The sequence below is a fragment of the Pseudooceanicola nitratireducens genome (assembly GCF_900109195.1).
Classification (GTDB): Bacteria; Pseudomonadota; Alphaproteobacteria; order Rhodobacterales; family Rhodobacteraceae; genus Pseudooceanicola; species Pseudooceanicola nitratireducens.
The window spans coordinates 544947-570520 of record NZ_FNZG01000001.1; the positions used below are offsets into that span (position 1 = coordinate 544947).

Sequence of the window (25574 nt, forward strand, 5' to 3'; positions counted from 1 at the left end):
CACAACAAAGGGCCCGCAGGAAAGCGAACCCAGGACAAAAGGGCCGTCGGACGATCCGGCCCACAGACGGACAGAGTGATGACATTTCGAACGCCAAGCCGGATCTTCCTGTCCGGCCTAGCCCTGCTGATGATCCTTTCGGTCCTATCGATCGGCATCGGTGTCTCGGATCTCGGGATCTGGGGCACCTTCAGCGACCCGGACGCCCGGCAGATCCTGTGGGAGGTCCGCGTGCCCCGCACCCTGGCCGCGCTTCTGGCCGGAGCCGGGCTGGCGGTTTCGGGGCAGGCGATGCAGATCCTTGTCCGCAACCGGTTCATTGAACCGATGTCCGCAGGCGCGGGCCAGAGCGCCGCGCTTGGCGTGCTGCTGGTCACGCTTCTGGTGCCCTCGGCCGCGATCTGGGTCAAGATGGTCGGGGCCTCGCTGGCGGCGCTGACCGGGTCGCTGGTGCTGATGGCGATCCTGCGCCCGATGCCGCCGACCCAGCCGCTTTTGCCCGCGCTGGTGGCGCTGGTCTATGGCGGGGTGATCAGCGCGGTGGTCTCCTTCATCGCGTTCCAGGGGGACCTGGCACAATTCCTCGGCTCCTGGCTGACGGGCGAATTTTCGGGCGTGCTGCGGGGGCGGTATGAACTGCTTTGGATCGCGGGCGGGGCCTCGGTCCTGATGTACCTGATCGCGGATCGCCTGACGCTTTTGTCCCTGGGCGAAGACGCGGCGCGCGCCCTGGGCGTCAACGTGGGCCTCATCACGGCCACGGCGGTGGCGGGCCTGTCGGTGGTCACCGCGATGATCGTGGTCAGCGTCGGATCCATCCCCTTTGTCGGGCTGGTGGTGCCCAACCTGACGGCCCGGCTGACCGGAGACAACCTGCGCCGCGCCCTGCCGCTGACGGCCCTGTGCGGGGCGCTGATGGTTCTGGGCGCGGACATCCTGAGCCGGCTGATCCGCTTCCCCTATGAGATCCCGGTGGCCACAACCGTCGCAGTGATCGGGGCGGTGCTGTTCCTTGTGCTGATCAACCGTGACCCCCGGTCGCGTGGCGCCGCCGGGGTGAACCCTGCGGCCAGCGCGGACCGGAAAGGGGGCAGCCATGTCTGATACGGCACTTGCCCCCGCCCGGTCCCGCCGCCGCATCCTGCCGCTGTCGCTGCGCCTGTGGGGGCTGCTGATCCTGCTTGTGGCCTGCGCGGCGGGCTACATGCTGATCGGGGCCGAGGCCCCCTGGTCCTTCCTGCTGCCCTATCGCGGCGCGAAACTGGCCGCGCTGGTGCTGGTCGGCGTGGCGCTGTCCGTGGCGACCGTGGTCTTTCAGACGCTGACCGCCAACCGCATCCTGACGCCATCCCTGATGGGCTTCGATGCGCTTTATATCTTTGTACTGACCCTGATGGTGCACAGCCTTGGCGCGACGGCCTATGCGAACATCCCCGTGGGGCTGATCTTTACCATCAACCTCGGGTCCATGGCGCTGTTGGGGCTGCTGCTGTTTGCCGTGCTGCTGCGGCTGGCGCGCGGCGACATGGTGCGGCTGGTGCTGACCGGCATCGTGCTGGGCCTGCTGATCCGGTCCATCACCGAATTCGTGCAGCGGCTGATCGATCCGAACGAATTCCAGACCGTGCAGTCGCTGTCGGTGGCGCGCTTCACCCAGGTGGACACGGGCCTTCTGGCGCTGTCCTCTCTTGCGATCGGGGTGGGGCTGGTGTTGGCCTGGCGGCTGCGGCTGCGTCTTGACGTCCTGGCCCTGGGCGACGCGGCGGCGACGGGTCTGGGCGAACCGCCCGCGAAGCTTCAGCGCCACGCCATGCTGGTGATCTGCCTTCTCGTGGCTTCGGCCACCGCTTTGGTCGGGCCGATGGCGTCGCAGGGCGCGGGGCCGTCCAGCTTTTTCGGGCTGATCGTCACCGCCATCGCCCATGTGCTGACCCCGACGCATCGCCATTCGGTGCTGCTGCCCTCGGCCGCGCTGATCGGCGGCATCATCCTGGTCGGAGGCCAGCTGATGGCCGAACGGGTCTTTGCCCTGGCCACCCCCCTGATCGTCGTGATCGAGCTGATCGGCGGCGGGGTCTTCCTGATTGTCCTGCTGAAAAGGCGCGCCGCATGATCCGTATCTCTGGCCTGTCCCATTCCATCGCCGGCACCCCGATCCTGCGGGATATCGACCTGACGATCCCCAGGGGCGGCATCACCGCGCTGATCGGCCCGAACGGGGCGGGCAAATCGACGCTGCTGTCGCTGATCGCGCGGCTGCAGAAGATCCAGACCGGCACGATCACCGTGGGCGATCTGACCATCGGCACGGCCAGCGATCAGGACCTGGCCCGCACCCTGGCGGTCATGGCGCAAAGCAGCCATGTGCAGGCCCGCCTGCGGCTGTCCGAACTGGTGTCCTTTGGCCGCTATCCCTGGAACCGTGGCAGGCCGGGGCCGCAGGACCACGCCCGCGTCGAACAGGCGTTGGAGCGGTTCGGCCTGATCCCGCTGCGCGACCGCTTCCTGGACGAGATCTCGGGCGGGCAGCGCCAGCGCGCCTTTGCCGCCATGGCCTATGTGCAGGACACGCCCTATCTGCTGCTGGATGAACCGCTGAACAACCTGGACATCGCCGCCGCCCGCGATCTGATGTCCCTGGTGCGGGACATGGCCGATACCGATGGCCGCACGGTGGTGATCGTGCTGCACGACATCAACTATGCCACCGCCTTTGCCGACCACCTTGTGGTGATGAAGGACGGAGCCATCGCCGCCCAGGGCCGCCCCGATCAGACCGTGTCCGAGGCGCTGCTGGAACAGGTTTTCGGCACCCGCGCGCGGGTGGAAATTCTGCAAGACCGGCCTGTCGTTCTGGTGTGATCACGCATAGTTGACAAAATTTATCAGACTTACTATCGCGATCCCGGTCGCCAGCCGGAACCTCCCTCGTATCCCGCCAGCCAACACATTCAGAGACTTGGGATATGGGATATGACACTTTCAACAAAGGCGCGGGCAAAAAAGGCGCGGGCCAGAAAGGCGCTGATACTGCTGGGTGCCACCGCCATCACACCTGTGGCCATGCCAGCCGTTGCGCAGGACGTGGTTGACCTGAACGCGATCCGGATTCAGTCCGACGCCGCGCAGGACCTGCTGGGCAACACCGAAATCACCGAAGAGGAACTGGAGGACCGCAATCCCCAGACCATGGCCGACGTCTTTGCCGGCGAAACCGAGGTCACCGCATCCGGCGGCGCCCCGATCGCGCAAAAAGTGTTCGTGCACGGGGTCGAGGAAAGCCTGCTGAGCGTCACCATCGACGGCGCGCGCCAGAACAAGGCCGCCTTCCACCATGCCGGCAACGTGCTGATCGACCCGACGCTGCTCAAGCGGGTCGAGGTCTCCTCGGGGCTGGCCCCCGCAGATGAAGGCCCCGGCGCGCTGGCAGGTTCGATCGCCTATGAAACCAAGGACGCCCGTGACCTGCTGCAGCCCGGCGACACCTTTGGGGGCCGCGCCTCGATCGGCTATTCCTCGAACAGCAACACCTTCCACCGCAGCCTGACCCTTTATGGTCAGCAGGGCGGTTTCGAATACCTGCTGTCCGGCACCAAGGCGACCGGCGACGATTACAAGGACGGGTCGGGCACGCAGATGATCGGCACCGGTGCCGGCCTGTCGAATTACGTGGCCAAGTTCGCCTATACCAGCGACACCGGCAAACGGCTGGAATTCAGCGCCGACTATACCGAAGACGCGGGTTATCGCGCCGGTCAGGCGGGGGGTGCGGGCAATTACATCCGCCCCGACTTTGCCAATGTGCGCGGCAACGTGATCCCGGTCTGGGCCGTCTCGACCCGCCGGTCCTTCAACTTCACCTACACCGACGAAGCCCCCGAGGGCATCTGGGCCCCGGTGCTGCAACTGTCCTATAACGAGCAGGAGCTGGAAGGCGACATCGTCACCGAAGGCATCAACACCAGCCTGTCGGGCAAGGTGCAGAACGACTTCATGATCGGCAACGGCATCCTCAGCGCCGGCGTGGATTTCTTCCACGACACCGCCGAGGGCACCGGCCTGGCCAACACCGGCACCGCATCCAAGGAAACGCTGAACAACATCGGTGTCTTCGCCCAGATGCGCCAGGACGTCAGCGACCGGCTGTCGCTGTCCTACGGTGTGCGCGCCGACTTTCAGGAGTTCTCGACCCCCGATGGTCAGACCTTCCGCGACGGTGGCGTCAGCGTGAACGCCTCGGCCGACTTCGTGCTGACGGAAAACCTGTCGCTGAACATCGGTGCGGCCTCGGTCTGGGGTGGCTACGAGCTTAGCGAAGCCTCGCTGATCAACACCTCTGCCGGCGCGTCGACCTTCACGCCCTGGACCTATTCCTCGATCACCGCGTCGCGCGCGAACAACGCCCGAGTCGGTCTGCGGTACGAATCCGGCAACTGGGTTGCGGATGGTGCGCTGTTCTACACCCAGATCCGGAACGCGCCCTACCTCTTCTCCGGGGATCGGTCCAACAGCCCGACGATCACGTCGCGCGGGCTTGACGCCTCGCTGCGCTATTCCACGGGCGCGGGCTATGTTCAGGCGAACTATACCTACGCCAAGGTGCAGCTGGACGGCGCGCAGATCGGCACGACCGATTACTACTGGGGCCGTCCCATGGGCCACATTTTCGGTCTGTCCGCAGCCTTCGAGGTCGCTGACGGTCTGACCCTGGGCGGGACTGCGGAAATCGCGCTGGACAACAACGAAGGCGCGTCGACCCTGCCGGGCTACGAGGTGCTGAACGTTTTCGCCAGCTACACGCCCAAGCAGTACGACAACGTCGAGGTCCGCCTGGATGTGCGCAACGTCTTTGACCAGACCTACACGCGCCGCAGCGCCGATGGCATGGGCTTTGGCCCCGTCACCCCGCTGACCGAGCCGGGTCGCACCATCGCCCTGATGGTGACGACCAAGTTCTGATTGGCCCCGGTCTAGTCGGCCCCGGTCTGATTGGCCTGGGTCTGATTGGCTGGATCTGATCCGTTTCCCTCGATGCCCCCTGCGGGGCGTCCCGGCCCGGTCCCCGTTGCGGGGGCCGGGCCTCTTGCTGCCCTGCCGCGCGATCTGCCTGTTGGCTGCACAACAAATGTGCAACTGCGCCTTTTCTGTGCGCCTGATCCGCCCCGACAGCGCCCCGACCCTTGCCAGCCCGCCCCCGCCATGGCGATTGGCAAAGACATGAGCGGGACACTTACCATTGTAGTCGTCGAAGAGGACCGGGATCGGGCCGTGGCCATCGTGGATGCGCTGATGGACAGCGGCGACCACGAGGTCCACGTGATCGCCGACCCTTCCGGGCTGGCGCGCAAGATCGCGGCCCATGCGCCTGACATCGTGCTGATCGACATCGACCATCCGACCCGCGACATGATGGAGGAGCTGACGCTTGCCTCCGGTCCGCTGGACCGACCCGTGGCCATGTTCGTGTCCGGCGCGGCGGGCGGTCTGGCGCAGGCCGCCATCGAAAGCGGCGTGTCGGCCTATGTGGTCGACGGGCTGGCCCCCGACCGGCTGAAGCCTGTCATCGACACCGCCATCGCGCGCTTCCGCATGTTCCGCCAGATGCGCACCGAACTGGCCGAGACGCGCCGCGCCCTGGAAGAGCGCAAGGTGATCGACCGCGCCAAGGGCCTTCTGATGAAGGCCAAGGGAATCGACGAGGACGCGGCCTATGCCCTGCTGCGCAAGACCGCCATGGATCAGGGCCGCCGCGTCGCCGAGGTCGCCGAGGCGCTGGTCACCGCATCGGGGCTGTTGTCATGATCCCGGTCAGCCTTCCCGTCGCCTATGTGCCACTTGTCGATGCCGCGCCGCTGATCATCGCCCAGGACATGGGCTTTGCCGCGGCTGAAGGCATTTCGCTTGATCTGGTCTCTGCGCCCTCCTGGTCCTCGGTCCGGGACATGCTGGCCTTTGGCCGGGTGGACGCCGCGCATCTTCTTTCGCCCATGCCCGTGGCCATGGGGCTGGGACTGGGCGGCGTGACGACCGAACTGGTCGCGCCTTATGTCCTGTCGGCCAATGGCAACGTGATCGGTGTCGGCCGCACGCTGGAGGCCCGCCTGCGCGAGGCAGGCTATGGTTTCGACTTCACCGATGCTGCCGCTGCCGCCACGGCCCTGGCCGCCGTGCTGAAACAGGGCGGCAATGCGCCTGTGACCTTCGGCGCGCCCTTTCCCTTCTCGATGCACGTCGAACTGCTGCGCTATTGGTTCGACAGCACGCCGCTGCGCGAGTGCCGGATCGACATCCGCGTGGTGCCGCCGCCGATGATGGCGCAGGCCCTGGCCGATGGCGATGTGGATGCCTTCTGCGTCGGCGAACCCTGGGGGTCGGTCGCGGTCGAACAGGGGGCAGGGGCCCTGATGCTGCCGGGCAAGGCGATCTGGGAATTCGCACCGGAAAAGGTGCTGGCCGTGCGCCGCGCCTGGGCCGAGACCGAACCGCATCTGCTGTCGCGCCTGATGCAGGCGCTGTGGCGGGCCGGGCGCTGGCTGTCGCAGCCCGACAGCCGCACCACCGCCGCCGAGATCCTGTCGCGCCCGGAATGGCTGGGCATTCCGCCCGAACTGATCGACCGCGCGCTGTCGGGCCGGTTCACCATTTCCACCCGCGCCGAACAGCGCGAGGTCGAGGGGTTCCTGAACTTCCACGACGGTGCGGCGAACTTCCCCTGGCGCAGCCAGGCCAAGTGGATCGCCGACCGCATTGCCTTGGCCAACGGTTTGGACCGCGCCGAAGCACAACGCATCGCCGGCGGCATATTCCGCGCCGACCTGTACCGCGAACACATGGCCGGCGGCGACGTCGATCTGCCCGGGGCGTCAGAAAAGCTGGAAGGCTCGATTCGTCACGGAACCGCGGTGGCGTCGCACAAAGGCGGGCTGATCCTGCAGCCGGATCGGTTCTTCGACGGGCGCATTTTTGACCCCATCCCGGACGAGTGCTGAAAAAAGCGTCACTCTGCCCCGCATTTCGGTGCAATCCGCCCCGAAATGGCGCTGCAGCGGCAAACCCCTCTTTTCGCAACTGCAGCAATGCGTCATCAATAAGACATCGAAGCACAATGGCGTGCTTCGTAACGAATTCTCCCGACGCTTGGGATCCTTGAGCAAGGCTGCTCGCATCGTGTTGACCTCCTCCCTGTCAGCACGCGCGGCGACCTTATGTTTTTGGTCCGGGCGTTCTTTCCCGGACTTCATGGAAAGGAAAGAGAATGAAGAAATTGCTACTTTCGCTGGCAGCGACGACCGCCCTGACCGCACCGGCCTTTGCCGAGATGCTGGAACTGGAAAAGGACGAGCTGACCTTTGGCTTCATCAAGCTGACCGACATGGCCCCCCTGGCCGTGGCCTATGAGCAGGGCTTCTTCGATGACGAAGGCCTGTTCGTGACGCTGGAAGCCCAAGCCAACTGGAAGGTCCTGCTGGACGGCGTGATCGACGGCACCCTGGACGGCGCGCATATGCTGGCCGGTCAGCCCCTGGCGGCCACGATCGGGTTCGGCACCGAAGCGCATATCATCACCCCCTTCTCCATGGACCTGAACGGCAACGGCATCACCGTCTCGAACGAGATCTGGGAACAGATGAAGCCGAACATCCCGACCATGGAAGACGGCCGCCCGCAGCACCCGATTTCCGCCTCGGCCCTTGCCCCGGTGGTCGAAAAGTACAAGTCCGAAGGCAAGCCCTTCAACATGGGCATGGTCTTCCCCGTGTCGACCCACAACTATGAACTGCGCTACTGGCTGGCCGCCGGCGGCCTGCACCCGGGCTATTACTCCACCGACAACATCACCGGCCAGATCGGCGCCGACGTGCTGCTTTCGGTGACGCCCCCGCCGCAGATGCCTGCCACGCTCGAGGCCGGCACGATCTATGGCTACTGCGTGGGCGAACCGTGGAACCAGCAGGCTGTCTTCAAGGGCATCGGCGTTCCGGTCATCACCGACTATGAGCTGTGGAAGAACAACCCGGAAAAGGTCTTTGGCATCACCGCCGAATTCGCCGAGGAATATCCCAACACCACCAAGGCCGTGGTCAAGGCGCTGATCCGTGCAGCCCAGTGGCTGGACGAAAACGACAACGCCAACCGTGAAGAAGCGGTCGAGATCCTGTCCCGTCCCGATTACGTCGGCGCGGATTACGAGGTCATCGCGGCCTCGATGACCGGCACCTTCGAATACGAAAAGGGCGACAAGCGCGAAGTCCCCGATTTCAACGTCTTCTTCCGCTACAACGCGACCTATCCCTACTACTCGGACGCGATCTGGTACCTGACCCAGATGCGCCGCTGGGGCCAGATCGCCGAGGCCAAGTCGGACGAATGGTATGACGAGGTCGCCAAGTCGGTCTATCGCCCGGACATCTACCTGGAAGCCGCCCGCCTGCTGGTCGACGAAGGCCTGGCGAACGAGGCCGACTTCCCCTGGGACAGCGACGGCTACAAGGCACCGACCCCGGCCGCCGACATCATCGACGGCATCCCCTACGACGGGAAAGCCCCGAACGCCTACCTGGAAAGCCTGCCGATCGGCCTGAAGGGTGCGCAGATCGTCGAAGGCTCTGAAGTCAAAGGCTGAATTGGATGGGGTGGGCGAATGCTCACCCCGCCCTGACCACCGCAAGACACAACCGCCACAGGGCGGGCCCGGTTCGAATGCCCGGCCCGTTCCCACCCGAACTGTACCTCGCGTCCCGCTGACAGGGCCGCCCCCGATAGATCCCAGCCGCCCGCAAGGAGCCGCCCCATGACCACCGCAGACCCGAATTTCAGCGAAAGCGCCGAAAGAGAGGCCCGCCGGGCCCGGCTGTTCACCCGTATCAACAAGGCCGACGCCTGGTTCCAGGTCCTGGGCCTGGCCTGGATCACGCCGATCCTGCGCGCCGCCGCCGGTGACAACCCCCGCGCGCAACTGAAAGAAATCTGGCGTCTGCTGGCGGTGCCGGTCATCGCCATCCTCGCCTTCCTGCTGCTGTGGGGCACGCTTGCGCCGAAGGTGCAGACCTCGCTTGGTGCGATCCCCGGACCCTCCGAGGTCTGGACCGAAGCGGTCAACCTGCACGAGGATGCGCAGGCCAAGGCCGCCAAGGAACAGCAGCACTATGACCGGGTCGAGGCCCGCAACCAGCGCTTCATCGACCGTGGCCAGCCGGAAAAGGTCAAGGATATCCCCTATACCGGTTCGCCCAGCTACTACGCGCAGATCTGGACCTCGATCAAAACCGTCTTCTTTGGCTTCCTGATCGCCTCGGCCGTGGCCATCCCGCTTGGCATCCTGGCCGGCCTGTCCGCCACCGCCAATGCCGCGATCAACCCGCTGGTGCAGATCTTCAAACCCGTCTCGCCGCTGGCCTGGCTGCCGATCGTGACCATGGTCGTCTCGGCCGTCTATGCCACGAACGACGGGCTGTTTTCGAAATCCTTCCTGGTCTCGGCCATCACCGTGACGCTGTGTTCGCTGTGGCCCACGCTGATCAACACCGCGCTTGGCGTGGCCTCCATCGACAAGGATCTCGTGTCGGTTTCCAAGGTGCTGAAGATGAACACCTGGACCAAGATCACCAAGCTTGTTCTGCCCTCGGCCCTGCCGCTGATCTTCACCGGTCTGCGCCTGTCGCTTGGTGTGGGCTGGATGGTTCTGATCGCCGCCGAAATGCTGGCCCAGAACCCTGGTCTTGGCAAATTCGTCTGGGATGAATTCCAGAACGGCTCGTCGCAGTCGCTGGCCAAGATCATCGTCGCGGTGCTGACCATCGGCATCATCGGCTTCCTGCTGGATCGGGTGATGTTCGCGCTGCAATCCCTCTTCACCTTCTCGAACAATCGGTGAGCGATATGACCAAGCAACCGATCATCCAGTTCAAGAATGTCCACAAAAGCTTTGGCGAGGGCATCCACGCCAAGCACGTGCTGAAAGACGTCGATCTTGCGGTGGAAGAGGGCGAATTCCTTGTGCTGCTGGGCTTCTCGGGTTCGGGCAAGACGACGCTGATCAACCTGATGGCCGGGTTGGAAATGCCCACGAAAGGCGAAGTCACCTACAAGGGCAAGCCCGTCACCGGGCCGGGGCCGGAACGCGGCGTGATCTTCCAGTCCTATTCGCTGATGCCCTGGCTGACCGTGAACGGCAACGTCGGGCTGGCGGTGGACACGATCTTCCCCGATCTGCCCAAGGCCGAACGTGCGAAGAAGGTCGCCCATTACGTCAAGATGGTGGGCCTGTCGCACGCCACCACCCGCCGCCCCGCCGAGCTTTCGGGCGGCATGCGCCAGCGGGTCAACGTGGCCCGCGCCCTGGCCATGAACCCCGAGGTGCTGTTGCTGGACGAGCCTCTGTCGGCGCTGGACGCGCTGACCCGCGCCAATCTGGCCGACGAGATCGAGGCGATCTGGAACGAGGAAAAGCAGACCTGCGTGCTGATCACCAATGACGTGGACGAGGCGATCCTGCTGGCCGACCGCATCATCGCGCTGAACCCCGATGGCACCCTGGGCGAGGAATTCCGCGTCACCCTGCCGCGTCCGCGCGACCGGTCGGCCATGAACACCGACGATACGTTCAAGACGCTGCGCGCGAAGGTCACCAACTATCTGATGGACGCGGGCATTCAGGCCAAGGCCGAAGGCAAGCGGGTGCTGCCGGATATCGAACCCAACCACCTGCCCTCGGCCGTTGTGGATGCGCAGAAGGGCATGATCGACAACAACTTCCTGTCCTTCGATCACCTGCACAAGATCTATCCCACGCCCAAGGGCCCGCTGACCGTGGTCGAGGATTTCAACCTCAAGCTCAACCGGGGCGAATTCATCTCGCTCATCGGGCATTCGGGCTGCGGCAAATCCACCGTGCTGACCATGGTCGCCGGTCTGAACGACGTGTCCAAGGGCGTCATCAAGCTGGACGGATACGAGGTGCGCGGGGCCGACCCGGAACGCGCCGTGGTCTTCCAGTCGCCGAACCTCTTCCCCTGGCTTTCGGCCAAGGAAAACGTCGCGATCGGGGTCGAGAAAGTCTATCCCAAGGCCTCGATGCAGGAACGCCAGGACGTGGTGGAATACTACCTTGAACGTGTCGGCCTGGCCGATGCCATGGACCAGCCCGCGTCCTCGATGTCCAACGGCATGAAACAGCGCGTCGGCATCGCCCGGGCCTTTGCCCTGTCGCCGAAACTGCTGCTGCTGGATGAACCCTTCGGCATGCTCGACAGCCTGACCCGCTGGGAATTGCAGGAAGTCCTGATGGAGGTCTGGTCGCGCACCAAGGTGACCGCCGTCTGCGTCACCCACGACGTGGACGAGGCGATCCTGCTGGCTGACCGCGTTGTCATGATGACCAACGGCCCGCAGGCCACGATCGGCAAGATCACCAACGTCGACCTGCCGCGCCCGCGCACCCGCAAGGCCCTGCTGGAGCATCCGGATTACTACAAGTACCGCCAGGAAGTTCTGGATTTCCTTGAGGAATACGAACACGGCGCAAAGCCCAAGGCCAAGCCCGCAGCTGTTGCCGCCAAGGGCACCACCAAAGGCAAGGAAGCCGCGTGATGGACGGAGCGACGGATATGACGACCCGGCCTTTCATCGAGGTCTCAGAGGTCTGGGTGCCCGAAGGCGACAGGCTGGTCCTGTCCAAGGGCACCTATGGCGACCTGGCCGAATTTGCCTCGGTTTCGGAACGCGAAAGCTTTGCCCGGGGCGAAGGCCTGCCGGGCAAGGCCTGGGACGAAGGCCGCCCCGTGGTCCTGAAAGAATTCGACGGCAGCTATTTCAAGCGGACCGAGGCCGCCAAGGCCGCAGGTCTGACCGCCGCCGTGGCCATCCCGGTCTTTGCCGGCACGCAGCTGAAGGCCGTGCTGGTGACGCTGTGTTCGGATGACGACAGCCGCATGGGCGCGATCGAGGTCTGGTCCGGCGAAGGCAACATGCTGACCCTGGAAGACGGCTATTACGGGGCGGCGAAACAGTTCGAGTTCGTCTCGCAGCACGTGCATTTCCAGCGTGGCCAGGGCCTGCCCGGCGGCGTCTGGGGGGCCAATACCCCGCTGCTCTTCCGGGATCTTGGCGCGGGCTACAAGTTCGTGCGCTCGGAAAGTGCGGGGCGTGCCGGTCTGACCTGGGGCCTGGGCCTGCCGCTGCCCTCGCCCACGGGGCGGCCCTATGTGCTGACCCTGCTGACGGCCACGGGCACCCCGCTGGCCCGCCGGTTCGAAATCTGGGACGCCCGCGCCGCCCGCGTCGGCACCGCCAACGAAGCGGTGCTTATCGACGGCATCTGCGCCCGCGAAGGAAGCCTGTACGACCACGACACCGAACGCCGGATCAAGGCGTTCCAGGGCCCGATCGGCCAGGTGCTGGGCACCGGCCTTCCTGTCGTCGACGCCAGCGCGGCAGGCCAGCACGGCTATCGCACGCTGGTGGCCCTGCCGATCCATTCATCCCGCGAAGTGACGCATGTCGTCGCCTGGTATTGCTGAAAGGTGAACCTATGAAGAAACTTGTTGTTATCGGGGCCGGGATGGCATCGGGCCGGATGCTCGAACATCTTTTTGATGCCGATCCCGCGGCCTACGAGGTCACGCTGTTCAACGCCGAGCCGCGCGGGAACTACAACCGCCTGATGCTGTCGCCGGTGCTGTCGGGTGAAAAGACCTATGAGGAAATCGTCACCCACGATGAGGCCTGGTACGCGGATCACAAGGTCACCTGCCGCTTTGGCGAAAAGGTCACCGGCATCGACCGCGACCGCAAGGTCGTGATCGGCGAAAAGGGCGAGGTGGCTTATGACAAGCTGGTCATCGCCACCGGGTCCAACCCCTTCATCATCCCGCTGCCCGGGCATGATCTGGAAGGGGTGATTGCCTATCGCGACCTTGAAGACACCAATCGGATGATCGACCTGGGGGCGCAGCCCGATGCCAAGGCGGTCGTCATCGGCGGAGGCCTTCTGGGGCTTGAAGCCGCGGCCGGCCTGCGCCTGCGCGGCGTCGATGTCACCGTCGTGCATATCATGGGCCACCTGATGGAACGTCAGCTGGACGAGGCGGCGGGTTACCTGCTGCGCAAGTCCCTGACGGAAAAGGGCATCAAGGTGATGTGCAAGGCCAACTCCAAGGAGATCCTGGGCGAAGACGGCAAGGTCCGCGCCCTGCTTCTGGACGATGGCACCGAACTGCCCTGTGACCTGCTGGTCATGGCCGTGGGCATCCGCCCCTCGACCGCGCTGGCGTCCGAGGCCGGGCTGGCCGTCGGCAAGGGCGTGCACGTGGACGACCAGATGGTGACCTCGGACGCCGATATCCTGTCGCTTGGTGAATGCGTCGAACACAACGGCGCAATCTTCGGCCTGGTCGCGCCGCTTTACGATCAGGCCAAGGTTCTGGCCAACACCCTGCTGGGCAAACCCGATACCTTCGTGAACAAAGAGGTCTCGACCAAGCTGAAGGTCACGGGCTGCGATCTGTTCAGCGCCGGCGACTTTGCCGAGGGCGAGACCCGCGAAGACATCGTTTTCCGCGATCCCGCGCGCGGTGTCTACAAACGCCTGGTGCTGGAAGGCAACCGCATCGTCGGGGCCGTCATGTACGGTGACACCGCCGACGGGGCCTGGTTCTACAGCCACATCAAGGACGCCACCGACGTGGCCGAGATGCGCGACACCCTGATCTTTGGCCCGGCGTTCCAGGGGGGCGGCACTGCGGACCCTTTGGCGGCCGTTGCAGCCTTGCCGGATGATGCGGAAATCTGCGGCTGCAACGGCGTTTGCAAGGGAACCATCGTCGACGCCATCAAGGGGGGGGCAGGGGATCTGCCCAGCCTGAAGGCCCAGACCAAGGCCAGCGGATCCTGCGGGACCTGCACCGGCCTGGTCGAACAGCTGCTGGAACTGACGCTTGGCGACAGCTACGCGGCACCGGCCGCCCAGCCGATCTGCGCCTGCTGTGACCTGACCCACGAAGATGTCCGTCGCCTGATCAAGTCGAAAGAGCTGAAATCCCAGCCCGCCGTCTGGCAGGAACTGGGCTGGAAGACCCCGAACGGCTGCCATGTCTGCCGCCCGGCGGTGAACTTCTACCTGCTGGCGGACTGGCCGCTGGAATATCAGGACGACCTGCAGTCGCGCTTCGTCAACGAACGCAAGCACGCCAACATCCAGAAGGACGGCACCTTCAGCGTCATGCCGCGCATGTGGGGGGGCATCACCACGCCCGACGAATTGCGCGCCATCGCCGATGCCGCCGACAAGTTCAAGGTGCCGACCGTCAAGGTCACCGGCGGCCAGCGCATCGACCTGCTGGGCGTGAAAGGCGAAGACCTGCCCGCCATCTGGGCCGATCTGAACCGCGCCGGCATGGTCTCGGGGCATGCCTATTCCAAGGGTCTGCGCACGGTGAAGACCTGCGTCGGCACCGATCACTGCCGGTTCGGCACGCAGGACAGCACCGGGCTTGGCATCAAGCTGGAAAAGCTGCTGTGGGGGTCCTGGACGCCGCACAAGGTCAAGCTGGGCGTTTCGGGCTGTCCGCGCAACTGCGCCGAGGCCACCTGCAAGGATGTCGGTATCGTCTGCGTCGACAGCGGCTATCAGGTCGGTGTCGCGGGGGCTGCGGGCATGGACGTGAAGGAAACCGAACGTCTGGCCGATGCCACCACCGAGGAAGAGGCGATCGAACTGACCACCGCCTTCATCCAGCTCTATCGGGAAAACGCCAAATACCTCGACCGGCCCTACAAATGGGTCGCGAAAGTGGGGCTCGACTGGGTCAAGGAACGCGTGGTCGACGACCTGGACAGCCGCCGCGCCCTGGTCGAACGGTTCGAGATTTCCCAATCCGTCTATCGCAAGGATCCCTGGGCCGATCACGTTGAAAACGAACGCAAACGCTATGCCCCCCTTGCAGATCTAACCCTGGAGGCCGCGGAATGAGCTGGATCGACATCGGATCAATCGAGGACATCCCCCTGCGCGGGGCCCGCGTGGTCAAGACGCCCAGGGGCTGCATCGCGGTCTTCCGCACCGGCCTGCAAGAGGCCTATGCCGTCTCGGACACCTGCCCGCACAAGGGCGGGCCGCTGTCGGACGGGATCGTGCATGACCGCAAGGTGACCTGCCCGCTGCACAATTGGGTCTTTTCGCTGGAAACAGGCCAGGCCCAGGGCGCGGACGAAGGCGCGATCGAGACCTTCCCCCTGAAGGTCGACGGCGGGCGCATCCTGCTGGACGGCACGTCTGTCGGCAACAAGAGCGCCGCGTGATGGACGGCGCGGCCCTGCCCGGATCCACCCCGGCCCCCGCCGCCCATGCGGGAACCGAGGTGCGCTCGACCTGCCCCTATTGCGGGGTGGGCTGCGGCGTGCTGCTGACGGCGGACGGGCAGGGCGGGCTTGCCGTCCGGGGCGACCCGGACCACCCGGCGAACCGCGGGCGGCTGTGCTCCAAGGGGTCGGCGCTGGCGGAAACCGTGGGGCTTTCGGGACGTCTGCGCGCGCCGGTCGTGAACGGGGCCGAGGCCGGCTGGGACGAGGCGCTGCAACTGGTCGCGGACCGTTTCCGCGACACGATTGCCGAACACGGGCCGGATGCGGCGGCCTTCTACGTCTCGGGTCAATTGCTGACCGAAGATTACTATGTCGCCAACAAGCTGATGAAGGGCTTCATCGGGTCGGCGAATATCGACACGAATTCAAGGCTGTGCATGGCGTCTTCGGTAGCGGGGCACAAACGCGCCTTTGGCACCGACACCGTGCCCGGCACCTACGAGGACCTGGAACAGGCCGACCTGGTGGTTCTGGTGGGGTCGAACCTGGCCTGGTGTCACCCGGTGCTGTATCAGCGGCTGCTGGCCGCCCGGGCAGAACGTGGCACCAAGATCGTGGTGATCGACCCGCGCCGCACCGCCAGCTGCGACCAGGCCGAGATGCATCTGGCCATCGCGCCGGGTGGCGACGTGCCGGTCTTCAACCGCCTGCTTGCGCGGCTGTACGAGGGCGGGGCGCTGGATAAGGAATTCCTGGCGCGCACCAATGGTTTCGACGATGCTTTGCGGGCGGCGCTGACCTCGGACCCCGATCTTGCGGGCGTGCCGGTCGCGCAGCTGGATGCCTTCTGCGACCTCTGGATGCAGCACGACAAGGTCGTGACGATCTACAGCCAGGGGGTGAACCAGTCGACCTCGGGGTCGGACAAGGTGAACGCAATCCTCAACTGCCACCTGGCCACGGGTCGGATCGGCACGCCCGGATGCGGGCCTTTCTCGGTCACCGGTCAGCCCAATGCCATGGGCGGGCGCGAGGTCGGCGGCCTGGCCAACATGCTGGCCTGTCACCTCGATCTGGAAAACCCCGACCACCGCAGCGCGGTGCGGGAATTCTGGGGCGCGCCCTCCGTGCCCGACGCCCCCGGCAAGAAGGCGGTCGAGATGTTCCGCGCTGTCGGCGATGGCCGGATCAAGGCGCTGTGGATCATCCACACCAACCCGGCCGTCACCATGCCCGACGCGGATGCCGTGCGCGCCGCCATCCAGGGCTGCGATTTCGTTGTGGTCAGCGACATCACCGGGGCCACCGACACCGCGCGGCTGGCCGATGTGCTGCTGCCCGCCAGTGCCTGGGCCGAAAAGGACGGCACCGTCACCAATTCCGACCGGACCATCAGTCGCCAGCGCTCTGTCCTCCCCGCGCCTGGCACGGCCCGCCCCGACTGGGATATTCTGGCCGAGGTGGGTCGTCGGATGGGCTGGGGCACGGCCTTCGACTATGAAACCCCGGCCGAGATCTTTCGCGAATATGCCGCGCTTTCGGGTATCACCGGCCAGTTCGGACGGGATTTCGACATCTCGGCCCTCAGCGATCTGGACGACGCGGGCTATGACGCCCTGTCGCCCGCACGCTGGCCGCTGACGCCGACGCGGCAGGGCGGGCGGTTCTTCGGGGACGGGCAGTTCTTTCATCCCGACGGCAAGGCACGGTTCATCCCGGTGACGCATCGCCCGCCGGCGGCGCGCACCGACCGGCGCTATCCCTTCCGGCTGAACACGGGCCGGATCCGCGACCAGTGGCACACGATGACGCGCACCGCCCTGTCGCCGCGCCTCTCGGCCCATCTGGCCGAGCCCTATCTGGATATCCACCCTGCCGATGCCGCCGAACTGGGCGTGTCGCCCGCCGATCTGGTGCAGGTGCACAGCCCCGCCGGTCAGGCCATCCTGCGCGCCCGCATCACCGATGCGCAACGCCGGGGCGAGGTCTTTGCCCCCATGCATTGGACCGGTGAAACCGCGCCCTCGGCCCGGATCGACGCGCTGGTGCCGGGTGAAACCGATCCCGTCTCGGGGCAGCCGGAAAGCAAGGCCGCCGTGGTCCGCGTGACCCGGCTGGCAGCCGCATGGTATGGCTTTGCGGTCTCTTCCGCCCCGATGGCATTGGACACGCCCTATTGGGCGCTGGCCCGCACCGGCGCGGGCTATCGCGCGGAACTGGCGGGGCTTGATCCGGTCGAGGACTGGGAAGACACGGCCCGCCGCCTGCTGAATGCGCCGGACAGCGCCCGCGCCATGATCGTCACCGATCCGGGCCGGGGCAGCGCCCGTGTCGCCCTGTTCGACGGCGACCGTCTGATCGGCGCGCTTTTCGTGGCGCGCGAACCGGTGGCGGTGATGCGCGATTACCTGGCGACCCTGCCGGGCAGCGAGGAACCCGGCGTGCTCTCGGGCCGTCCGGCGGGGGACCGCCCCGATCCCGGCCCGATCCTGTGTTCCTGCTTTGGCGTCGGGGTGAACACCATCGTCACCGCGATCGAAACCCAGGGGCTGGCCACGGTCGGCGCAATAGGAGAGGCCCTGCAGGCGGGCACCAATTGCGGCTCGTGCCGGCCCGAGATTGCCGCTATTCTTGCCCGTGTCCATCAACAGGAGGCGGCGGAATGACATTGGCGACCCATGTCCGTACCTTGGGGCGCGGACCGGGGCGATCGCGATCCCTGACGCGCGACGAGGCAACAGAGGCAATGCAGATCATGCTGTCAGGAGAGGCCGAGCCTCAGGCGGTCGGCGCGCTTCTGATGCTTTTGCGGATGAAAGGCGAAACCGCCGAGGAAATCGCCGGCTTTGCCGAGGCCGCCCAGGCGGCGATTGCGCCGGTGCAGGGCGTGGCGCTGGACTGGCCCTCTTATGCGGCGGGGCGCACCCGGGGGCTGCCGCATTTCCTGACCGCCGCCCGGCAGATCGCCGACGCGGGCCACCCGGTGCTGATCCACGGCTGGAACGGGGCCGATACGGCGGTGCGCGACGGCCTGACCGCGCGCGGCATCGCCCGCACCGAGACAGCGGAAGAGGCCAGCGACCGGATCGCCCGCGACGGCATCGCCTATATGCAGATCGAAACCGCGCATCCCGCGCTGTTTGCCCTGCTGAACCTGCGCGGCGTTCTGGGCCTGCGGTCCTGCGTCAACACCGTCTGCCGGATGCTGAACCCGGGCCGGGCCAGGGCCAGTGTGCAGGGGGTGTTCCACCCGCCGTACCGCCTTCTGCAATCGGATGCCGCGCAGCTTCTGGGCTGGCGGTCGCTGAGCGTGATCAAGGGCGGCGGCGGCGAATTCGAGCGCAACCCCGCCAAGGACATCGCCGCCTTTGGGCTGCGCGCGGGCCAGCCGTGGCAGGACACCTACCCGGCGCTAACCGACGAAACCCGGCGGCTGAATGCCGATGTGCAGGACGAGGCCTTCGAACGCGCTATCATTGAAGGCACGAAACGCATCGCCCTTGATACCCTGGCCGGACGCGACGCCCCGGCGGAAACCCACGAACCGGCCTGATCGCCGACCCACCACGCAGCCCTGACCCAATAGGAGCCACGTCATGAAAGCCTTCCCGATGTTCATTCGCACCACCGACCGCCGCGTGGTCATCGTGGGTGGTGGCGAACAGGCGGCCCAGAAGGCCCGGCTGATGTTGAAGACCGACGCGCAGATCGTGCTGGTCGCGCCCGAGCTGGACGAGGAACTGACCGCTTTGGTCGAAGAGGGCCGGGCGACGCAGGAAACGACCCTTTCGGCGGCCAGTTTCGACGCGGCCGCCATGGCCTTTATCGCCACCGGCTGCCCCGGCTTTGACGGGGCAGCCCAGGCGCTGGCCCGCGCTGCGCGCTGCCCGGTGAACGTGGTGGATCGCCCCGACCTGTGCGACATCACCACGCCCGCCATCGTCGATCGGGACCCGATCGTGGTGGCGATCGGCAGTGAAGGCACCTCTCCGATCCTGACGCGCGAGATCAAGACCCAGCTGGAGACCCTGCTGCCGCCGCGCATGGGCGCGCTGGCCGCGCTGGCGGGCCGTCTGCGCCCCGCCGTCGCCCGCGCCATCCCGCACCACCAGCGCCGCGCCTTCTGGGGCTGGGTCTTCCGGGGTGCCCCCCGGGCCGCCTGGAACCGCGGGGCCGAGCGTGAAGCAGCCACCGCCATCAAACAGGCCCTGGCTGAAGGGCGCGCGCCCGAAACCGACCGGGCCGGCCTTCTGTCGCTGATCGACGCGGGCGCGGGGCAGTCAGACCTGATGACCCTGCGCGCCGTCGCCCGCCTGCAAGAGGCCGATGTGATCTTCCTCTCCGGGGATCTGCCGCAGGACCTGCTGGAGCTTGCCCGCCGCGATGCCGAACGGGTGATCCTGCCTGCGCCCGGCTCTGGCACCGCCTTTCCGCTGGACGGGTTTGAACCCGCCCTTCTGGCCGAGGCCCGCGCAGGCCGCCGGGTCGTGCGCCTGAGCGGTGCAGCGGATTACGCGCATCTGTCTTGCCTTCCCGCGCCCTCGGGCTGTGATCTGGAACAGATCCCCGGTGTCGTGCTGGCTGAGGCCTCGGACAATCAGACGCGCACCCCTGGTCGCGCCGCGCCTTTGCGCTGACATTCCGAAAATCCCGCGCTAAGCATGTCCCCGACAAGCGGGCCCGTCACCGGGCCCGGGCCGGGGGGAGGAGCCCTGCGGCTTTGCCAGCCCGAAGGACCAGACCCATGCGCATTCTCCGTTTCACCCGCCCCGACACCCCTGAAGCACAGCCCGAGATCGGCATCCAGATCCAGGACCCCTCGGGCGATCTGGTGGTGCCCCTTTCGGCCGTGGCCCCCGATGCACCTCAGGACATGATCGCCCTGATCGCCGGCTGGGACGCCATCGCCCCGCAGTTGGCAGATGCCGCGTCGCATCGCGCCCAGGCCCTGCCGCTTGTCGATCTGACCCTGGCCGCCCCGGTGCCGAACCCGCAAAAGATCCTCGCCATCGGCTTGAACTATGCCGACCATATCGAGGAAACCGGCCTGCCGACCCCCACCAACCAATTGTGGTTTTCCAAGCTGCCCAATGCGGTGAACGCCCCCCATGGCGACATCGAACTGCCCCGCACCGGCACCCAGATGGACTGGGAGGTCGAGATGGTCGCGGTGATCGGCAAGGGGGGGCGCCACATCAGCGCCGCCGAGGCCCCCGCCCATGTCTTCGGCTATGCGGTCGGCAATGACGTCAGCATGCGCGACTGGCAGATGAAGACCCCGCAGTGGATCCTGGGCAAAAGCTTTGACACCCATGCGCCCTTCGGCCCCGCCATCGTGACCGCGGATGAGATCGGTGATCCCCATGGGCTGGATATCACGTGTTCGGTCAACGGTGAGATGCGGCAATCGTCGAACACCCGCCACCTGCTGTTTTCGGTCTGGGACCAGATCGAGGAGCTGAGCCGCGTGATGACCCTGATGCCCGGCGACGTGATCTTCACCGGCACCCCCGGCGGCGTTGGCATGGGCATGCAGCCGCCCGTCTACCTCCAGCCCGGCGACGTGGTCCGCTGCGCGATCTCGGGGCTTGGCGCGATCGAGAACCGGGTGGTGGCGGAAGGGTGAAGTAGGGGCAAAAACCGCGTCCCGCCGCCCTTCACCATCAAGGCAAAGGTTCGACACAGGCAACGGCCGCATTGCGCAGCGACGCCTTGCGAAGTCTTGGCAAGGGGCTATCCTGCCAAGATTGTAGGTTGGGTCTCGTTGTCCAATGGTTACCCAATACAGTTTCGATAGTATCGTTTTCGGCTCGGTCTTCGCCGCCTGTTTTCTGTTCTTCATGGTATTGGCGGCCTATCTCCGGTCGCCAGGTGCCAAGGGCAGGGCGGGCGAAAGACGCGTCCGTGCCAGACTGCAGCGCATCTTCAAGAAGACCAACGCCCAGATCCTCAACGATCTGACCCTGCCCAGCCAGGGCGGGACAACGCAGATCGACCATATCGTTGTCTGCAACACTGGTATTTTCGTCATTGAGACGAAGAACATGTCCGGCTGAATCTTCGGCGGGGAAAATGACAAAACCTGGACCCAGGTGATCTACGGCAGCAAGACGTGCTTACAAAACCCGCTGCGGCAGAATTTCCGCCATGCGAAGACGCTCGAGGACCTGCTGGGCGTGAACCCCGACATCCTGCGCAACATTGTCGTCTTCGTCGGAAGTGCCCGGCCAAAGGCTGAGCGCCCCGCCGGCGTCCTGTGGAGCCTGCGGGCCTTGACCGAATTCATCTCTGCCAGCCGTCTTGCCGCCCTGACGGACGCCCAGGTTATTGATAGCAGATCCGAGAGGCCGCGCTTCATAACACCCGCGCCACGCGAAAAGCGCATATAGAGAACCTGAAAGCCGAGACCGCGCAAAAGGCGCAGCAGGGCCCGTCATGCCCGCGTTGCAGCGGCGACCTCCATCAATCTAGCCGACCGTCAAAGTCTTGCGTCGCTTGAGGCGGGTGAGGGGTAGAGAGTGATCCGCCATCCTCGAAAGGGTCGGCACCGAATTGGATCGATCAAGGTTCAGGAAACACAACGCGGCCAAGTAAAAATGTAACGGTCTAGAATGTCGGATAAATCGCGTTTGGGTTGCGTGTGTCTATCACTGCACCTAGTGTCCCGGTATTGAAATTCTCTAGGTCCGCGAATTGTGAGCGACGAAATCAGATTTGATTTATCGGATGCCAATCAGCCCAAGCGGCGTAAATGGTGGCGTTGGGCAATCGGCATCCTACTGTTGCTAGCGTTTTGCGATGACGATGACGATAGGAAGCGCGAGTACTGTTATATATTCGGCGATGATAAGCGTCTGTGCTTCGATGACCCGTTGCCTCAAGACAAAGACTGCTACCTTGAGGCCGACGACAGGGTGCGCTGCTATGATCGTTAGAAAGCGCGCCGTGCACCGGTCATGTACCCCAGAGCACTGACGTTCGATCGACGAGTTGACGGTGTCGTGGTCCCTAGGTGGAAACAGAACGTACACGGCAACGCTGGCGAATGTGAAGACTCACCTCGCCATGCCGGTCATAAATCCGCTAAGTCATTGAAACCGTTTGGAGGCGAGTACCGGAATCGAACCGGTGTACACGGATTTGCAAGACTTGGTATGTGGCTGAAAATGCTGACTAAAGTGTTTAGATTGAAGGGCGAAATCGGCGGAACAATACGCGAATGTTTAGACCGTCGATCTTAGTGATGGTTGTCGATCAGAGCTAGGAGTTAGGGTTCTTTTCCCAGTTCTCGATTTTGGCGACGAACTCGGATAGTGCAGCGCTTCTGTTGATCTCAGAATCTAAGAAGGAGAATTCTTCGGAGACAATCGCTGATCCTGTTCTCTCTAGGGAAAACTCGTAGCAACCTCCTTCGGTGTCCAGATTTGGGTTGTACCGGACAACCCGCCAGAAACCCAACTCCTTGGTAGATGCATTCCGGACCAAGCCCCATGCGAACGAACGGTTGTAGCCTGAAGATATCCAACGCTCATGGTCGATCAGGTTGATTTTGTAAGGGAGAGGCATTCTTACGATCCACGCAGTTGAGGCGCACGCATATTGTATCGAACTTGGACGTTTCAGGTTAGGTTTGAGGGTTAGTTTTCGGTCCAAACCCAACATTGGTCAACACAAACCGATGCAGCGGTGCGGCACGAGAAAGCCACCGCTGGGCAGTATGAAAAATTTCAGGTTGCAGACGAATCCTTATCGGTCATCTTAGATGTGAAACAATGCAAGAGTGGGTTGATGTATACACTTGAGGACCTAGCGGAAGCCAAGGCGGAGCTTTGCACTTGGCTTGGACGTTTTGATCGATACACAGGCAATAATCCCCAAAAGTACCAGTCAAATATAAGGACGGCACAGCGCAAGGTCAGTGTAATCGAAAGCTCATTGAGGGCTGTCGGGGCGATCCCACTCTCCGCTGTTGAGTTGCTGGAGAAAGAGCTGGATGCAGCTTTCCCTAATGCCCAAAATAAGCAAATCGTAGAATACAATGGACGAAATTTTCAGCGGCGTTACTGGCCGGTCGAAAAGAGCCGATCCGGAAAGTCTGTGGTCAAGTGGGGAAAATTTTGGGCTGAAATTTCGCTTGACGTTTGACACCCGCTCTCGCCAAGCGCGATGGGAGGCGCGCTCTGAATCAGTCTGTCACGCAGGCTGCGGTGAGGGGCCGAGCAGCGCATTAACGCAAGGAAGGCCGCGCACAGCATGACGCCCAAAGTCTTCAAAAAGGGGTGGGAAGCGGAGGTTCATTGAGCCAAGTTGATGGTGGCCAAGTGAACCTGTCTGACGCACGGTGCCCGTCAAAGGTACGAGAGAAATGGAGCCATTCAACCCCAAACGCTGTTGATCTAAGGCTCATTGCGCTTTATGCCGCCACAGAGCATATATGCTGTGTGAGGCTACACGTTCGGCTGGGAGCAATTTGAATTGACGCCAACTACCGGAACGCTGAACGGAGACCCTCTGCCTTTTGATGCAGTGAGAAGCATAAACTCACTCTTTCGAGGCCAAGTTCAGTTAGAAGATGGTTCGGTTCAGCCGTGCCTTTTGAAGAACATTGACCGTATAGAGGTCGTGAACGAATTGATTTCCAATTTGATCGCGGCTCGCCTCGGGCTTCCAGTGCCGAGAGCGGTTCTAACTTTTGTGCCTGATGAATTTAATGGCAAAAATCAGTTCTCAAAAGCACACAAAATAAAAGGTGGTGTTGTCGTCTTTTCTAGCGTCGACGTGCAAACACCCAATCTCGCTCAACGCGTGAGCTCTGCGCACCCATTGGGCCAGAAAATAATTTCTCATGCTCTCAATGCATGGGCGAAGAAAAGTGGCCTGTATGGGTTTGATACTTGGGTTGCCAACGTTGATAGGCATGCGGGCAATTTACTATTTGGTAGCCGGAACGAAGTATGGCTGGTTGACCACGGAAGATGTTTTACAAAAGAAGATTGGTCCCCACATGATCTGAGGCCAAATATTCAGTACCTGAACAGGCTCAGGGAGTGGTACACGCAAATCATGGATCCCGCGACCCGAAGTGCTACTGTGTCGGAGCTTCCAACTGTTCAAGGCACGATCGGCGCTTTGAACGTTGGCTCTATCTTGACTGATAGTTTGGCTTCTGGCCTGACTGACGCTGGAGAACAGGATGCTTTGCGTGATTTTCTGACTACGCGTGTCAGTCGCATTACCACCGACGCCACCGCCGCGCTACAGCCGTAAAGGGGGATGAGGTCCAATGGTCGATATACAGTTTAGCGCCTCATCGTTTCCTTCACTTCAAGGGCGCGACGAAGCGCTCTGGGCACCTATTTTCTTGACGCCGATAGCTGGATCTCCGGAGCGCCTGGTTGCAGCGGTCGCCGTCGTGAGTGGCGAAGAACGGTATATTTCCGTTGCGACAGGGCTTGAGAAGCTAAGGTGTCTTTATGGAGAAAATTCGCAGCTTATCCTTGCAGCCACGCATGCTGCGCTCGCTGAGTTTGAAGCGGAGCTGAAAGACCGAGGTAGGATCGCTCTTACAACCCCTCTACAACAAGGAGGAATTATCTCTGTTGGAGAGGCGCGGAGGGTTGCAGCCAATGATCTTAAAAGCATGGCGCTAAATTGGCTTCGGACGATTTCGTCGTTGCACGACAATTTCGCGCTTCAAGTCATGCCTGGGAATGACATCGCCCCCCGAAAGCCTAGGGGGGAGCAGCTTCCCGCGAGTGTCTGGGATTTCGCTGTAAGGAAGAAGTCACCGATCAGTAACTACTTCAACGCTTCAATCAGGGATAGAAGTCGCAGGGGTGCGCCACTCTCCAGGGTGGATCTCGATTACCAAGGAAAACGAGTAATTGCAAATTTCAGCACTATTCGCTCTTATGTGGCTGATGTTCGAGGCGAATTTAATCGAATGACGCGACGCCTTTGGGAGTTAGATGTAAGTCAAGTGAGGGCCGGCCATTACGATAGCGACGCCGTGATATACGAGCTGATAATTCAAAAGCCAGTGCTGGAGGATTTCCAAAATAGAGCTGATCGCATTTCTAATGCTTTGGAGGACCTAAAGGGGCAGGCTGACGAGAAGAACCTCGTTCTTCGGCAGTTTGATAACGCCGGGCAAATCGTCGAACATCTCGAGCGCAAGGAAACCGCTTAGAAAAAGGATTGAGGTCTGACTAAGTCGTGAGGTGCGATGCAAAGTGCGCCTTGCGTCTATCGCCACGGTGCCAGCAGAACTACAC

The 25574-nt window shown here is 63.6% G+C and carries 19 protein-coding genes and 1 pseudogene; all 20 read left to right on the top strand.

The features are described 5' to 3' along the window. Positions 1-78: 78 nt before the first annotated feature. Positions 79-1104 carry an ABC transporter permease gene (locus BMX99_RS02585; protein ID WP_093446828.1) on the top strand — a complete coding sequence of 342 codons (1026 nt, stop codon included), beginning with the start codon at positions 79-81 and terminating at the stop codon, positions 1102-1104. Next, positions 1097-2113 carry an iron chelate uptake ABC transporter family permease subunit gene (locus BMX99_RS02590; protein WP_093446830.1) on the top strand — a complete coding sequence of 339 codons (1017 nt, stop codon included), beginning with the start codon at positions 1097-1099 and terminating at the stop codon, positions 2111-2113. Before BMX99_RS02585 ends, BMX99_RS02590 begins: the two co-directional genes overlap by 8 nt. Then, positions 2110-2862 (top strand): iron ABC transporter ATP-binding protein, encoded by a 753-nt coding sequence (locus BMX99_RS02595; protein WP_093446833.1) that lies wholly within the window; start codon positions 2110-2112, stop codon positions 2860-2862. Before BMX99_RS02590 ends, BMX99_RS02595 begins: the two co-directional genes overlap by 4 nt. Positions 2863-2973: 111 nt before the next feature. Further along, positions 2974-4959 carry a TonB-dependent receptor domain-containing protein gene (locus BMX99_RS02600; protein WP_093446836.1) on the top strand — a complete coding sequence of 662 codons (1986 nt, stop codon included), beginning with the start codon at positions 2974-2976 and terminating at the stop codon, positions 4957-4959. 258 nt (positions 4960-5217) lie between these two features. Then, positions 5218-5802 (top strand): ANTAR domain-containing response regulator, encoded by a 585-nt coding sequence (locus tag BMX99_RS02605; protein WP_093446839.1) that lies wholly within the window; start codon positions 5218-5220, stop codon positions 5800-5802. Then, the gene (locus tag BMX99_RS02610) at positions 5799-6989 is read left to right on the top strand and encodes a CmpA/NrtA family ABC transporter substrate-binding protein (RefSeq protein ID WP_093446842.1); all 1191 of its coding nucleotides are present in this window, start codon (positions 5799-5801) and stop codon (positions 6987-6989) included. Before BMX99_RS02605 ends, BMX99_RS02610 begins: the two co-directional genes overlap by 4 nt. Positions 6990-7255: 266 nt before the next feature. Beyond that, on the top strand, positions 7256-8623 hold the full coding sequence (locus tag BMX99_RS02615; protein WP_093446845.1) for a CmpA/NrtA family ABC transporter substrate-binding protein: 1368 nt from the start codon (positions 7256-7258) through the stop codon (positions 8621-8623). A 168-nt stretch (positions 8624-8791) separates the two neighbouring features. Beyond that, positions 8792-9874: an ABC transporter permease gene (locus tag BMX99_RS02620; protein ID WP_093446848.1), complete on the top strand. Its 1083-nt coding sequence runs from the start codon at positions 8792-8794 to the stop codon at positions 9872-9874. Positions 9875-9879: 5 nt separating this feature from the next. Then, complete coding sequence (locus tag BMX99_RS02625; RefSeq protein WP_093446851.1) at positions 9880-11589, top strand: ABC transporter ATP-binding protein; 1710 nt, start codon at positions 9880-9882, stop codon at positions 11587-11589. Then, entirely contained in the window at positions 11589-12518 is a 930-nt protein-coding gene (locus tag BMX99_RS02630) for a GAF domain-containing protein (protein ID WP_093446854.1), read from the top strand. Before BMX99_RS02625 ends, BMX99_RS02630 begins: the two co-directional genes overlap by 1 nt. A gap of 11 nt (positions 12519-12529) precedes the next feature. Further along, a complete protein-coding gene (nirB, locus tag BMX99_RS02635; RefSeq protein WP_093446857.1) occupies positions 12530-14968 on the top strand; it encodes a nitrite reductase large subunit NirB in 2439 nt (812 codons plus the stop codon). Beyond that, positions 14965-15297: a nitrite reductase small subunit NirD gene (gene nirD / locus BMX99_RS02640; RefSeq protein ID WP_093446860.1), complete on the top strand. Its 333-nt coding sequence runs from the start codon at positions 14965-14967 to the stop codon at positions 15295-15297. Before nirB ends, nirD begins: the two co-directional genes overlap by 4 nt. After that, positions 15297-17966: a nitrate reductase gene (locus BMX99_RS02645; RefSeq protein ID WP_093446863.1), complete on the top strand. Its 2670-nt coding sequence runs from the start codon at positions 15297-15299 to the stop codon at positions 17964-17966. Before nirD ends, BMX99_RS02645 begins: the two co-directional genes overlap by 1 nt. After that, a complete protein-coding gene (locus BMX99_RS02650; RefSeq protein WP_093446866.1) occupies positions 17963-18853 on the top strand; it encodes a glycosyl transferase family protein in 891 nt (296 codons plus the stop codon). Before BMX99_RS02645 ends, BMX99_RS02650 begins: the two co-directional genes overlap by 4 nt. Before the next feature lie 43 nt (positions 18854-18896). Beyond that, the gene (locus BMX99_RS02655) at positions 18897-19937 is read left to right on the top strand and encodes an NAD(P)-dependent oxidoreductase (RefSeq protein ID WP_093446869.1); all 1041 of its coding nucleotides are present in this window, start codon (positions 18897-18899) and stop codon (positions 19935-19937) included. 107 nt (positions 19938-20044) lie between these two features. Next, positions 20045-20926, top strand: a complete 882-nt coding sequence (locus BMX99_RS02660) for a fumarylacetoacetate hydrolase family protein (protein ID WP_093446872.1) — start codon at positions 20045-20047, stop codon at positions 20924-20926. A 214-nt stretch (positions 20927-21140) separates the two neighbouring features. Continuing rightward, positions 21141-21689, top strand: a pseudogene (locus tag BMX99_RS19840) (nuclease-related domain-containing protein). A gap of 1399 nt (positions 21690-23088) precedes the next feature. Beyond that, entirely contained in the window at positions 23089-23445 is a 357-nt protein-coding gene (locus tag BMX99_RS19445; protein WP_139199403.1) for a hypothetical protein, read from the top strand. A gap of 381 nt (positions 23446-23826) precedes the next feature. Further along, on the top strand, positions 23827-24567 hold the full coding sequence (locus BMX99_RS19450; RefSeq protein WP_322788134.1) for a HipA family kinase: 741 nt from the start codon (positions 23827-23829) through the stop codon (positions 24565-24567). 16 nt (positions 24568-24583) lie between these two features. Then, the gene (locus BMX99_RS02675; RefSeq protein WP_093446881.1) at positions 24584-25489 is read left to right on the top strand and encodes a hypothetical protein; all 906 of its coding nucleotides are present in this window, start codon (positions 24584-24586) and stop codon (positions 25487-25489) included. The last annotated feature ends 85 nt before the right edge of the window (positions 25490-25574 follow it).

Coding starts and splice junctions, on each gene's coding strand:
- BMX99_RS02645 (WP_093446863.1), top strand. CDS start 15,297: ATGGACGGCGCGGCCCTGCCCGGATCCACCCCGGCCCCCGCCGCCCAT.
- BMX99_RS19445 (WP_139199403.1), top strand. CDS start 23,089: ATGTATACACTTGAGGACCTAGCGGAAGCCAAGGCGGAGCTTTGCACT.
- BMX99_RS02660 (WP_093446872.1), top strand. CDS start 20,045: ATGCGCATTCTCCGTTTCACCCGCCCCGACACCCCTGAAGCACAGCCC.
- BMX99_RS02590 (WP_093446830.1), top strand. CDS start 1,097: ATGTCTGATACGGCACTTGCCCCCGCCCGGTCCCGCCGCCGCATCCTG.
- BMX99_RS02610 (WP_093446842.1), top strand. CDS start 5,799: ATGATCCCGGTCAGCCTTCCCGTCGCCTATGTGCCACTTGTCGATGCC.
- BMX99_RS02675 (WP_093446881.1), top strand. CDS start 24,584: ATGGTCGATATACAGTTTAGCGCCTCATCGTTTCCTTCACTTCAAGGG.
- BMX99_RS02620 (WP_093446848.1), top strand. CDS start 8,792: ATGACCACCGCAGACCCGAATTTCAGCGAAAGCGCCGAAAGAGAGGCC.
- BMX99_RS02600 (WP_093446836.1), top strand. CDS start 2,974: ATGACACTTTCAACAAAGGCGCGGGCAAAAAAGGCGCGGGCCAGAAAG.
- BMX99_RS02650 (WP_093446866.1), top strand. CDS start 17,963: ATGACATTGGCGACCCATGTCCGTACCTTGGGGCGCGGACCGGGGCGA.
- BMX99_RS02655 (WP_093446869.1), top strand. CDS start 18,897: ATGAAAGCCTTCCCGATGTTCATTCGCACCACCGACCGCCGCGTGGTC.
- BMX99_RS02605 (WP_093446839.1), top strand. CDS start 5,218: ATGAGCGGGACACTTACCATTGTAGTCGTCGAAGAGGACCGGGATCGG.
- nirD (WP_093446860.1), top strand. CDS start 14,965: ATGAGCTGGATCGACATCGGATCAATCGAGGACATCCCCCTGCGCGGG.
- BMX99_RS02615 (WP_093446845.1), top strand. CDS start 7,256: ATGAAGAAATTGCTACTTTCGCTGGCAGCGACGACCGCCCTGACCGCA.
- nirB (WP_093446857.1), top strand. CDS start 12,530: ATGAAGAAACTTGTTGTTATCGGGGCCGGGATGGCATCGGGCCGGATG.
- BMX99_RS02630 (WP_093446854.1), top strand. CDS start 11,589: ATGGACGGAGCGACGGATATGACGACCCGGCCTTTCATCGAGGTCTCA.
- BMX99_RS02585 (WP_093446828.1), top strand. CDS start 79: ATGACATTTCGAACGCCAAGCCGGATCTTCCTGTCCGGCCTAGCCCTG.
- BMX99_RS02595 (WP_093446833.1), top strand. CDS start 2,110: ATGATCCGTATCTCTGGCCTGTCCCATTCCATCGCCGGCACCCCGATC.
- BMX99_RS02625 (WP_093446851.1), top strand. CDS start 9,880: ATGACCAAGCAACCGATCATCCAGTTCAAGAATGTCCACAAAAGCTTT.